This is a genomic window from Actinomycetes bacterium, from assembly GCA_035489715.1.
Taxonomy (GTDB): domain Bacteria; phylum Actinomycetota; class Actinomycetes; order JACCUZ01; family JACCUZ01; genus DATHAP01.
In genome coordinates, this window is record DATHAP010000230.1 from 1 (window position 1) to 11,265 (window position 11,265).

Annotated in this window: 12 protein-coding genes and 1 pseudogene; 9 read left to right on the forward strand and 4 right to left on the reverse strand. The window is 72.5% G+C overall.

What is annotated here, in order from left to right; all coding sequences use genetic code 11:
• Positions 1-344, forward strand: a 344-nt coding sequence (locus VK640_18060) for an LPS biosynthesis choline kinase (GenBank protein HTE75086.1), incomplete at its 5' end; no start/stop codon positions are given.
• 29 nt (positions 345-373) lie between these two features.
• Here VK640_18060 and VK640_18065 read toward each other — a convergent pair.
• A complete protein-coding gene (locus VK640_18065) occupies positions 374-1,948 on the reverse strand; it encodes an amino acid permease (GenBank protein ID HTE75087.1) in 1,575 nt (524 codons plus the stop codon).
• A 197-nt stretch (positions 1,949-2,145) separates the two neighbouring features.
• Between VK640_18065 and VK640_18070 the strand changes: the two genes are divergently transcribed.
• The 4 genes and pseudogenes from VK640_18070 to VK640_18085 all read left to right on the forward strand — a co-directional run bounded on the left by VK640_18070 (position 2,146) and on the right by VK640_18085 (position 6,444).
• Positions 2,146-3,510, forward strand: a complete 1,365-nt coding sequence (locus tag VK640_18070; GenBank protein HTE75088.1) for a glutamine synthetase family protein — start codon at positions 2,146-2,148, stop codon at positions 3,508-3,510.
• A 10-nt stretch (positions 3,511-3,520) separates the two neighbouring features.
• The gene (locus VK640_18075; protein HTE75089.1) at positions 3,521-4,891 is read left to right on the forward strand and encodes an aldehyde dehydrogenase family protein; all 1,371 of its coding nucleotides are present in this window, start codon (positions 3,521-3,523) and stop codon (positions 4,889-4,891) included.
• A gap of 4 nt (positions 4,892-4,895) precedes the next feature.
• Positions 4,896-5,663, forward strand: a complete 768-nt coding sequence (locus VK640_18080) for a 3-oxoacyl-ACP reductase (GenBank protein HTE75090.1) — start codon at positions 4,896-4,898, stop codon at positions 5,661-5,663.
• 39 nt (positions 5,664-5,702) lie between these two features.
• Positions 5,703-6,444, forward strand: a pseudogene (locus VK640_18085) (methyltransferase domain-containing protein).
• Here the strand turns inward: VK640_18085 and VK640_18090 are convergent.
• Positions 6,431-7,372, reverse strand: coding sequence for an alpha/beta hydrolase (locus tag VK640_18090; protein HTE75091.1), 942 nt, complete (start codon positions 7,370-7,372; stop codon positions 6,431-6,433). The pseudogene VK640_18085 and the gene VK640_18090 overlap by 14 nt on opposite strands.
• On the reverse strand, positions 7,369-8,364 hold the full coding sequence (locus tag VK640_18095; protein HTE75092.1) for a hypothetical protein: 996 nt from the start codon (positions 8,362-8,364) through the stop codon (positions 7,369-7,371). Before VK640_18095 ends, VK640_18090 begins: the two co-directional genes overlap by 4 nt.
• 105 nt (positions 8,365-8,469) lie before the next feature.
• Between VK640_18095 and VK640_18100 the strand changes: the two genes are divergently transcribed.
• From VK640_18100 to VK640_18115, 4 genes are all read left to right on the forward strand, one after another.
• Positions 8,470-8,676 carry a hypothetical protein gene (locus VK640_18100; protein HTE75093.1) on the forward strand — a complete coding sequence of 69 codons (207 nt, stop codon included), beginning with the start codon at positions 8,470-8,472 and terminating at the stop codon, positions 8,674-8,676.
• A gap of 25 nt (positions 8,677-8,701) precedes the next feature.
• On the forward strand, positions 8,702-9,331 hold the full coding sequence (locus VK640_18105; GenBank protein ID HTE75094.1) for a TetR/AcrR family transcriptional regulator: 630 nt from the start codon (positions 8,702-8,704) through the stop codon (positions 9,329-9,331).
• Between the two features lie 101 nt (positions 9,332-9,432).
• Entirely contained in the window at positions 9,433-9,660 is a 228-nt protein-coding gene (locus tag VK640_18110) for a DUF3107 domain-containing protein (GenBank protein HTE75095.1), read from the forward strand.
• A gap of 3 nt (positions 9,661-9,663) precedes the next feature.
• Complete coding sequence (locus VK640_18115) at positions 9,664-10,746, forward strand: winged helix DNA-binding domain-containing protein (GenBank protein ID HTE75096.1); 1,083 nt, start codon at positions 9,664-9,666, stop codon at positions 10,744-10,746.
• On the opposite strand, the gene VK640_18120 is transcribed toward VK640_18115, so the two are convergent.
• A partial coding sequence (locus tag VK640_18120; GenBank protein HTE75097.1) for a ferritin-like fold-containing protein occupies positions 10,743-11,265 on the reverse strand: 523 nt, incomplete at its 5' end. The genes VK640_18115 and VK640_18120 overlap by 4 nt on opposite strands.

Here is an 11,265-nt window from a genome sequence, read left to right on the forward strand (position 1 = left end):
ACGGCGACCGGCTCTGGCTCATCGACTACGAGTACGGCGGCAACAACGACCCGTGCTTCGAGCTGGGCAACATCTGGAGCGAGAGCCTGCTCAGTCTCGAGCAGCTCGAGGTGCTCGTCGACAGCTACTACGGCGAGCACCTGCGCCACAAGGTCGCCCGGGCCCGGCTGCTCGGGTTGATGGCGAGGTACGGCTGGACGCTGTGGGCGTCCATCCAGGCCGTCGTCAGCCCGATCGACTTCGACTTCTGGTCCTGGGGCATGGAGAAGTACGACCTCGCGGTCGCCGAGCTGGACGGAGCGGACCTCGACCGGCTGCTGGACGAGGTCGCCCGGCCGGACTGAGCCCGGCCGGGCGCCTCGCTTCGCGCCGGTCAGGTGTCGAAGGCCTCCACGACCGCCTGGTCGATCGTGTGCTTCGGCCCGGTGAACCAGTTCTTGGCCGAGGCGCTCCACCAGATGGAGAGCAGGAGCAGCGCGCCGAGCGTGACGATCGGCGCGTAGTTGACGAACTTCCAGTCGAACTCGTCGTTGAGCGGGTTGGCCGCCGGCACGAACGGCAGCATCAGGAAGAACGACACGATGATGATCTCGGCGACCGCGATGAGGTTCATCCAGCGGTACTTCTCGCCGTTGGTCCAGGCACCGCCCACGAACGAGCTGCCGGCCCGCCAGCGCAGCCAGATCGGGATGGCGAAGGAGAGGTAGAGCCCGATGACGGCGATCGACGTCACGGCGTAGAAGGCGACCGGGATGATCAGCGGTGCGTCGTCGGTGCCGATGTTGACCTCGAGGAGCGCAGGAGCGGTGACGAGGGCAGCGATGACCGCGATCAACATCACGCCCTTCGCCGGCACCCGTCGCCCGGAGAGCTCGCGCCAGTGCGCCGACCCGGGGACTGCCCCGTCCCGGCTGAAGGCGAAGAGCATCCGCGAGGCCGAGGTCATGCACGAGGTCGCGCAGAAGACCTGCGCCGAGGCCGAGATGAACAGCACCAGGCCGGCCCAGTCCGCCCCCAAGGCCTCGTTGAAGATGAAGGAGACGCCGCCGGCGCCGACCTCGGCGTTGGCCGGCGCACCCTCGTCGTTGTTCGGGACGGCGAAGACGACCGCGAGCAGCAGGATGTAGCCGCCAAGCACGGAGTAGAAGATCGACCGCCAGATCCCCTTGGCGGCCGCCATCGACGCGGTCTCGGTCTCCTCGGACAGGTGCGCGCAGGCGTCGAAACCGGTGATCGTGTACTGCGTCAGCAGGAAGCCGAACGGCACCACCGCGAACCAGAACGCCATGCCAGACGTGCTGCCCTCGGAGTAGCCGGAGTTGTTGAACCGCTCGGTGAACACGTAGCTGAAGGACTGGTGCTGGTCAGGGACGAACACCAGGATCAAGACGATCGCGGAAGCGCCGACGACGTGCCACCAGACCGAGACGTTGTTCAGGATCGCCATCAGGTGCCCGCTGAAGATGTTCAGCACCGAGACCACCGCGAGCACGACGAGGAACGTGATGAAGACCCGGGTCAACGAGTAGCCGTCCAGGTACGACTCGGACCAGGTGCTCAGCGTCAGGTCGATGAAGGTCGCGCAGCCGTAGGAGACACCGGCGGTCACCGCGACGAGACCGATCAGGTTGAGCCAGCCGGTGAAGAAGCCGGCCTTGGGCCCGCCGAGCTTGGACGCCCACCAGTAGATGCCGCCCGATGTCGGGTACGCCGACACCAGCTCGGACATGGTGAACCCGATGATCAGGATGAAGATGCCGAGGAGCGGCCAGGTCCAGGAGATGGAGATCGGCCCGCCGTTGTTCCAGCCGGCTCCGAAGTTCGTGAAGCAGCCGGCCAGGATCGAGATGATCGAGAACGAGATGGCGAAGTTGGAGAAGCCCGACCAGTTACGGCTGAGCTCCTGCTTGTAGCCCATCTCGGCAAGGCGGCGTTCGTCGTCGGTCATCTGGCTCGGATCAACAGCCACGGTCACCCTCCTGGCAACGAGGTCCGACCCCCCGCCGGCGGACACGAGTCCTTCCGTCGGCGCGAGTGTGCACCCCCGGCACGCCTCGCGCAGCCGATTCGGGCAAGGAGTCCACCGGCGAGTCGCTAGTGTCCGGCTCGAGACGACGCCTCCCGACCCCTTGGAGTGGGCCCGCGATGACCACGACCAGTCCCGCGCTCACGGTCGACCAGCTGCGCGCCCAGGTGGCCGACGGCTCCCTCGACACCGTCATCACGGCATTTCCGGACATGCAGGGCCGCCTCCAGGGCAAGCGGTTCCACGCCCAGTTCTTCGTCGACCACGTCCTCGAGCACGGGACGGAGGCGTGCAACTACCTCCTCGCCGTCGACATTGACATGAACACCGTCGAGGGCTACGCCATCAGCTCGTGGGAGCGTGGCTACGGCGACATGGAGCTGGTGCCGGATCTGGCCACCCTCCGGCCGCTGCCGTGGCTGCCCGGCACCGCGATGGTCCTGTGCGACCTGGCCTGGCTGGACGAGGACCACTCCCCGGTGGTCGAGAGCCCCCGCGGTGTGCTCACCCACCAGGTCGAGAAGGCCGCCGAGATGGGATTCGTGGCCCTGGCCGGGAGCGAGCTCGAGTTCATGGTCTTCGACGACACCTTCGAGCACGCCTGGGACAGCTCCTACCGCGGGCTCACACCCTCGACGCGCTACAACGTGGACTACTCGGTGCTCGGCACCACCAAGGTGGAGCCGCTGCTGCGCGCCATCCGCAACGGGATGTTCGGGGCGGGTTTCGTCGTCGAGTCCGCCAAGGGCGAGTGCAACCTGGGCCAGCAGGAGATCGCGTTCCTCTACGACGAGGTGCTGCGCACCGCCGACCAGCACTCGGTGTACAAGAACGGCTCCAAGGAGATCGCCGCCCTGCAGGGCAAGTCGATCACCTACATGGCGAAGTTCGACGAGCGCGAGGGCAACTCGTGCCACATCCACATGAGCCTGCGCGGCAGCGACGGGGCCATCGTGTTCGACGAGGGGTCGGGCATGACCCCGCTCTTCGGCTCGTTCGTCGCCGGCATCCAGGCCTCCATGTGCGAGCTGACCCTGCTGTACGCCCCCAACGTCAACTCCTACAAGCGGTTCCAGGCGGGGAGCTTCGCTCCCACGTCGACCGCGTGGGGCTACGACAACCGGACCTGCTCGCTGCGGGTGGTGGGCCACGGCGCCGGCATGCGACTGGAGAACCGGCTGCCCGGCGGAGACGTGAACCCCTACCTGGCGATGGCCGGCATGCTTGCAAGCGGTCTGCGCGGCATCGAGCAGGAGCTCGAGCTCGAGCCGGCGTTCGGCGGCAACGCCTACACCTCGCACCACCCCCACGTCCCACGCACCCTGCAGGAGGCGCGCGACCTCTTCCACGGCTCACAGCTGGCCCGTGAGACGCTCGGCGACGCGGTGGTCGACCACTACACGAACTACGCGGACGTCGAGCTCGCCGCCTTCAACGCGACGGTGACCGACTGGGAGCGGTTCCGCGGCTTCGAGAGGATGTGACGGCTTCCCGATGACGCAGACGCACGTCGTCGTCGACCCTGCGACGGAGGACGAGGTCGCCACGGTGGCGCTCACCTCGGCCGAGGAGACCGACGCCGCCATCGAGGCGTCGCACGCCGCGTTCCACCGCTGGCGCGAGGTCGCACCGGCCGACCGGGGCCGGCTGCTGCGCCGTTTCGCCGACGCGGTCGACGGCGCGATCGAGGAGCTCGCGCAGCTCGAGGTGCGCAACTCCGGCCACACCGTGACCAACGCCCGCTGGGAGGCCGGCAACGTCCGTGACGTCCTGGGCTACTACGCCGCCGCGCCGGAGCGCCTGTTCGGCCGGCAGATCCCGGTGGCCGGCGGCGTCGACATCACCTTCAAGGAGCCTCTCGGCGTGGTGGGGGTCATCGTGCCGTGGAACTTCCCGATGCCGATCGCCGGCTGGGGCTTCGCCCCGGCGCTGGCTGCCGGCAACACCGTCGTGCTCAAGCCGGCCGAGCTGACCCCGATGACGGCGGTCCGCATCGCCGAGCTGGCGCTCGAGGCCGGGCTGCCGGAGAACGTGCTCACCGTGCTCCCGGGCAGGGGGTCGGTCGTCGGGGAGCGCTTCGTGGCGCACCCGCTGGTTCGGAAGGTGTGCTTCACCGGGTCCACCGAGGTGGGCACCCGGATCATGGCCCGGGCGGCCGAGCAGGTGAAGCGGGTGACCCTCGAGCTCGGCGGCAAGAGCGCCAACGTCGTCTTCGCCGATGCCGACCTGGAGAAGGCAGCGGCCTCGGCGCCGTACGGCGTCTTCGACAATGCCGGCCAGGACTGCTGCGCCCGCAGCCGCATCCTCGTCGAGCGCAGCGCCCACGACCGCTTCCTCGAGCTCCTCGAGCCGGCGGTCGCCGGCGTCAAGGTGGTGGCTCCCGGCCGCGACGACGCCGAGATGGGCCCGCTGATCAGCGCCGAGCACCGCGAGCGGGTGGCGTCGTTCGTCGAGGGCGGCGACGTCGACGTCGCCTTCCGCGGCTCGGCGCCCGACGGCCCCGGCTGGTGGTACCCCCCGACCGTCGTGCTGCCCCGGTCCGACCGGGACCCGGTGTGGCGCGAGGAGGTCTTCGGGCCGGTGGTCGCCGTGATGCCCTTCGACGACGAGGCCGACGCGGTGCGGATGGCCAACGACTCGGTCTACGGGCTGTCCGGCTCGATCTGGACCCGCGACGTGGGCCGTGCCCTGCGGGTGAGCCGCGGCATCGAGACCGGCAACCTGTCGGTCAACTCGCACTCGTCGGTGCGTTACTCCACCCCGTTCGGCGGCTTCAAGCAGTCCGGCATCGGTCGCGAGCTCGGGCCGGACGCCCTCGACGCCTTCACCGACGTCAAGAACGTCTTCATCAGCACGGAGGACTGAGCAGATGACAGGTCGGCTCCAGGACCGCACGGCCATCATCACCGGCGGCGCGAGCGGCATCGGCCTCGCCACAGCGCGCCGGTTCGCCGACGAGGGCGCCAGGGTTGTCGTCGTCGACATGGACGACGACAAGGGCGGTGCCGCGGCGGAGGAGGTCGGTGGGACGTACGTCCACTGCGACGTCACCGACGCCGGGCAGGTCGAGGAGATGGTGGCCCGCGCCGTCGAGACCTACGGCGGCGTGGACGTCGCCTTCAACAACGCCGGCATCTCCCCGCCCGACGACGACTCCATCCTCGACACCTCCCTGGACGCGTGGCGCCGTGTGCAGGAGGTCAACTTGACCAGCGTCTACCTGTGCTGCAAGGCCGTCATCCCGCACATGCGGGAACGCGGGCGCGGCTCGATCGTCAACACCGCGTCCTTCGTGGCCGTGATGGGTGCGGCGACCTCGCAGATCTCGTACACGGCGTCCAAGGGCGGCGTGCTGGCGATGAGCCGCGAGCTCGGCGTCCAGTTCGCCCGCGAGGGCATCCGGGTCAACGCGCTGTGCCCCGGCCCGGTCGACACACCGTTGCTGCGCGAGCTCTTCGCCTCCGACCCGGAGCGGGCCGCCCGGCGGATGGTGCACATCCCGATGGGCCGCTTCGCCGACGCGACCGAGATCGCCAACGCGGTGCTCTTCCTGGCCAGCGACGAGTCCAGCTTCGTCACCGCCTCCACCTTCCTCGTCGACGGCGGCATCTCCGGCGCCTACGTCACGCCGCTGTGACCCGCGAAGAAGGCCGGCAAGGCCCGGGAAGGACGACCGATGACCGACGCCACCAGCCCCGCCGATGCAGCCGCCGACGCCGCGCTCAAGGAGAGGCACCGCCACATGTGAGCGCTCGACGACTACCCGGCGGTCGCCGCCGACCTGGTGCGGCCGATCGGGGCGGCTCTGGTCGAGATCGTGGGAGTCGGCCGCGGCGACCGCGTGCTCGACGTCGGCGCGGGCACCGGCAACGCGGCGATCCCCGCCGCCAGCGCCGGAGCAACCGTGGTCGCGAGCGACCTCACGTCTGAGCTGCTCGAGGCCGGCCGGCGGTCCGCCGAAGGCGAGGGTCTCGACCTCGAGTGGCGGCAGGCCGACGCCGAGTCGCTGCCCTTCGCCGACAGCGAGTTCGACCACGTGCTCTCCGCGATCGGCGTGATGTTCGCCCCGCACCACGGCCGCAGCGCCGACGAGCCTTCGCCCCCGCACCGCCCCCCGGGGCACAGCCGCCCCCGCTGTGGGGCGACGAGGAGCACGTGCGGTCGCTCCTCGGTGACGGGGACACCGCGTCACGGCGAGGCGCCACACCATCCGGTGGACATCTTCGACCGGCCGGCCGCGTTCCGCACTACTTCAAGACCAGGTACGGCCCGACGGTCGTCGCTACCGCAGCGTCGGCGACGACGCAGAGCGCGTCGCCGAGCTCGACGCCGCCCTGGAGAACCTCGCGGCGCGCAGCGACCGGGGCGACGGCGACTTCGCGTTGGAGCGGGAGTACCTCGAGCTCATCGCCCGCCGGGCGGCCTGGCGCCCGAGACGCGGGCCGCGGCGTCGAGCAGTCGACGCACCTCCCGGGCGACCAGCTCGGGGTGCTCCATCTGGGTGACGTGGCCGCTGTCCGGGACGACGACGAGCCGGCTGTCGGGAACCGCCCTGGCCGCGCGGGTCGCGGTGCGCGGGTCGACCAGCCGGTCCTTGAGGCCGTAGACGAACAGGGTCGGTGCGGTGACGTGCTGGGCGAGGCGCCACAGCGGCCAGGTGCCCGGCCGCAGGTACGCAGACATCAGGCTGCGCAGCGACAGCAGCATCGCCTCGCCGTCATGCTCGAGCCCGGCCCGGCGGGTCGCCTCGGTCATCGCCTCCTCCACCCGCTGCGGCGGCACGCGCGTCGGGTCGGCGTAGCAGAGAGCCAGCGTGGCCCGTACCCGCTGCTCGACCGGGAAGCGGCCCAGGCGGCGCGCTAGCCGCTGGCCGGCCCAGGGGACCGCTAGCGCCGGCAGGTGCACGTTGGTCAGCCGCGGCCGCAGCACGGGCAGCGCAGGGGACACCAGGGTCAGCGTGCGGACCAGGTGCGGCCGGGTCGCGGCGACGACCATGGCAACGGTGCCGCCGAGCGAGTTGCCCAGGAGGTGCACCGGGCGACCGTCACCGACCGACTCGAGGAGCGCGGCGAGGGCACGTGCGTGGGCCCGCACCGAGTAGTCCCCGTCCTGCGGCGGCGGCGACCAGCCGAAGCCTGGCAGGTCGGGCGCGATGCTGTGCAGCCGATCCTCGAGCAACCCCATCAGGTCGGTCCAGTTGGTCGCCGCCCCACCCAGGCCGTGCACCATGACGGCGAGCTCACGGTCGTCTGGGCCCGCCTCGCCCGGCGGTGACGTCTCCCGGACGTGCAGGTCACCGGTCGGCAGGTCGACCAGGCGACCCGGCCAGTGCGGGCGGACCGTCACGCCGGAGCGTCCCCCGGGATGTGCGGCTCGACCCGCCGGTTGACCGCGGCCAGCACCGCCCGGATCACCGATTGGCGGACGTCCTCCCGCACGACGGACGCGCCGGAGAGCCGCTGGGTGGCCCGCTCGGTGACCATCGTAACGACGACCAGCGCCGTGCGGTCCGGGCCGGTTCGCGCCACCTCGACGTGCTCGACGTCGAAGCGCACCCCCTCGCCGACCACCGACTCGACCGCGCGCAGCGTGGCCGCCGCCACCGACCGGTGCAGGCTGCCCGTCGTGGCGGTGCCTTCGGCGGTGCCCTGGACGCTGCGCCCGCCGTGCGCCAGGACGACGGTGACCGAGGTGGACAGGCCGGCCGACACCAGCTGGACCCGCTCGATCACCAGCCGCGGCCGCCCGCCGGCCTGGCTGGCCGTCCCCCGCGCAGGCACGCGCACCGGGGCGGGCGCTGTCCCGGCCGGGCGCGGGGCAGCCGCTGCGGGGGGTGCCGCCCAGGCGATGGACGGGTCCGTGGGCGGCGCCGGCCACCCGCCGGCCGGCGACGCCGGGCTGCCGCGGACCGGGCTGTCGAGATCCGGGCTGTCGAGATCCGCGCCGTCGAGATCCGCGCCGTCGAGGTCCTGGCCGTCGAGGTCGGCCAGGCTGCGGCGCAGGGCATCGAGCAGGGCGTCGGCGTCCTCGGGGCCCTTGGGGCCCTCGGGGCCCTCGATGTCCTGCGTGCTCTCGGCGCTGGCCGTGGAGGTGTCGGCCTCCTGCGGTACGTCGTCGCCCTCACCCAGCACGCGGACCCGGTCGGCGTCGACCGCCAGGCCGAAGCGGCTGCGCAGGATCCGGTTCACGGCCCCGGCCACGCCGACCTCGTCGGCACCCGGCAGCAGCTGCAGCCGCAGCGTGCCCGGCCCGGCGTCCGTCGGCTCGACCGCGGCCGCCGCCACACCGGGCACGCCGAGCAGCGCGGACACCAGGTCCCCGGTGTGCGTGACGGTCACGGTCCGCAGTGTCGCAGCCCGGCGGCTCCGGCGCGCCCATTGCGGGGGCATTGACCTGCGCCGCGCTGCGGCCCCCGGAGCGGTTCCCGCCCGTAGGGTGGGGGCATGACCGAGAGGGAGAGCGAGCCCACGGGCGCCGAGGTGCCCGTCGAGGACGCGCTCGAGCAGCGCACGGAGGTCACCGAGCACGAGTCGGGCACGGATTCCGGAGGCGACGACGGGGCCGTCGCCGAGTCCGACCCGGCCGACCGGGCCGAGCAGGGCCGGGTCGTCGACACCGGCGACACCGGTGAGGACGAGTACCCCCGCTAGACCCCACCGACGAGAGGAGGACCCCGTGCCCGTTGCGGACCCCGGCGAGCGGACCGCCCGCGGCGCCCGGCTGCCCCGGTCAGCGCGCCGCCGCCAGCTGCTCGGCGCCGCGCAGGAGGTCTTCGTCGCGCAGGGCTACCACGCAGCCGCGATGGACGACATCGCCGACCGGGCCGGCGTCAGCAAGCCGGTCCTCTACCAGCACTTCCCGGGCAAGCTCGACCTCTACCTGGCGCTGCTCGAGGAGCACGCCGAGGCGATGGTGGCCGCGGTCCGCGACGCGCTCGACTCGACGTCGGACAACAAGCAGCGCGTCGCCGCCACCATCGAGGCGTACTTCCGGTTCGTCGACGAGGACGGCGGTGCCTTCCGCCTGGTCTTCGAGTCCGACCTCACCAACCAGTCCGAGGTGCGCGAGCGCGTCGAGGGCACCACCCTCGCCTGCGCCGAGCTGATCAGCGAGGTGATCCGCGAGGATGCCGGCCTGCCCAAGGAGCAGTCGCGGCTGCTCGCCGTGGGCCTCGTGGGCATGGCGCAGGTGTCGGCCCGCTACTGGCTGGCCGAGGGCGGGTCGATCCCCCGGGACGCGGCGTCGCGCCTGCTCGCCAGCCTGTCCTGGCGCGGCATCGGCGGCTTCCCCCTCCTCGAGCAGTGACGAGCGGCCCCGTGTCCGGTGGCCCCGAGCGGCCGCGGCGGGCAGCCGCGCGACCGACTAGCCTGACCGCACCGTCAGCAGCAGTCGACCCGGAGGTCCAGGTGGAGGTCAGGATCGGTGTCCAGCACGCGACCCGTGAACTGGTGATCGAGAGCGCGCAGACGACCGACGCCATCACCGACGCCGTGTCGGCGGCGCTGGCCGGCAAGACCGAGGTGCTCTCGCTCGAGGACGATCGCGGTCGCCGCATCGTCGTCCCGGCGGCCAAGCTCGCCTACGTCGAGATCGGCGAGCCCGAGAGCAGGCGGGTCGGCTTCGGGGCGATGTAGCGGGTGCCGCGCCGGCGACCACCCCGTGTCCCGCCGCGCGTCCTCGACCGGCTGCGCGCCCAGCGCCTCACCGGGCCGCCCGCCGCCTCCGCGCTGGAGGTCACCACCGACCTGCTCGCCGTGCAGGCGCAGGAGCTGCGCGGCGCCCGGCTCAGCGTCCGCCGCCGCACCGCCGGGCTGACCGTCGCCGCGCTCGACGCGGCGCTCGCCGACGGCTCCCTCGTGGTGTCGTGGCTCAACCGGGGCACCCTCCACCTCGTCCGCGCCGACGACTACTGGTGGCTGCACGCCCTGACCACCCCGCAGCTGGCCACCAGCAACCGCCGGCGCCTCGAGCAGGAGGGAGTCGGTCCCCGCCAGGCCGCCCGCGGCGTCGACGTGGTCGCCGCGGCGGTCGAGGAGGGGCCGCAGACCCGGCAGCAGCTGCGCGACCGGCTCGACGCGGCACGCGTCCCCACCGCCGGCCAGGCGCTGGTGCACGTGTTGTTGGCGACGGCCCTGGCAGGTCACGTCGTGCGCGGGCCGATGGTCGGCGCCCAACAGGCGTACGTCGCCGCAGCCACCTGGGTCGGCGACCGGGTCGAGCCGGACCCCGACGAGGCACTGGCCCGCCTCGCACACCGATACCTGGTGGGCCACGGCCCCGCCGACGCGGCCGACCTGGCCCGCTGGGCGGGCACCACCCTCGGCAAGGCCCGGCGCGGGCTGGCGGCCGTCGCCGACCGCACCGTCACCCGGCCGGACGGCCTGGTGGACCTGGCCGACCGGCCGCCCGCCGAGGGGCTGCCGGCGCCGCGCCTGCACGGCCCCTACGACCCGCTGCTGCTCGGCTGGGCGTCGCGGACCGACTGGGTGGCCGACCACGAGGGCCTGGTGACCACCAACGGGGTCTTCCGGCCGTTCGCGCTGGTGGACGGCCGGGCGGTCGCGACCTGGGGGCTGGCCGACGGCGTCGTGGCGCTGCGGCCGCTGGAGCCGGTCCGCCCGGGCGCCCTGGCCGCACTGGAGCGCGACGCCCACGACGTGCTGCGCTACCTCGGGCTCCCGAAGACCGACCTGGTGACCGACCTGGTGGTGGAAGGCTAGGCCGAGAGCCCGAGCGACGCCATCCGACGGGTGTGGTTCTCGGTGAGACGGGCGAACATACGCCCGACCTCGGCCAGGTCGGCGCCACGGTGCGCCACGCCTCCGACGAGGAGGGCGGCCAGGGCGTCGCGCTCGGCGGCCACCCGCTGCGCCTGGCTGAGCGCCTCGCCGACCAGCCGGCGCCCCCACAGGGCCAGCCGGCCGGCCAGCCGGGGGTCGGCCTCGATCGCCGCCCGGACCCGGTCCACCGCGAAGGCCGAGTGACCGGTGTCCTCGAGCACCCGCAGCACGAGGTCGCGGGTCGAGTCGTCCAGGTAGGCCGAGATCTCCCGGTAGAAGTCCGTCGCTATGCCGTCGCCGACGTAGGCCTTGACCAGGCCCTCCAGCCAGTCCCGGGGCGCGGTGCGCTCGTGGAACGCCTCCAGCGCCGGCATGAACGGCTCCATCGCCTCCTCGGGCCCGGTGCCCAGCTCCTCCAGCCGGGACCGGATCAGCGAGAAGTGGTTGTACTCCGCCACC

Coding starts and splice junctions, on each gene's coding strand:
- VK640_18075 (HTE75089.1), top strand. CDS start 3,521: ATGACGCAGACGCACGTCGTCGTCGACCCTGCGACGGAGGACGAGGTC.
- VK640_18100 (HTE75093.1), top strand. CDS start 8,470: ATGACCGAGAGGGAGAGCGAGCCCACGGGCGCCGAGGTGCCCGTCGAG.
- VK640_18070 (HTE75088.1), top strand. CDS start 2,146: ATGACCACGACCAGTCCCGCGCTCACGGTCGACCAGCTGCGCGCCCAG.
- VK640_18080 (HTE75090.1), top strand. CDS start 4,896: ATGACAGGTCGGCTCCAGGACCGCACGGCCATCATCACCGGCGGCGCG.
- VK640_18065 (HTE75087.1), bottom strand. CDS start 1,948: ATGACCGACGACGAACGCCGCCTTGCCGAGATGGGCTACAAGCAGGAG.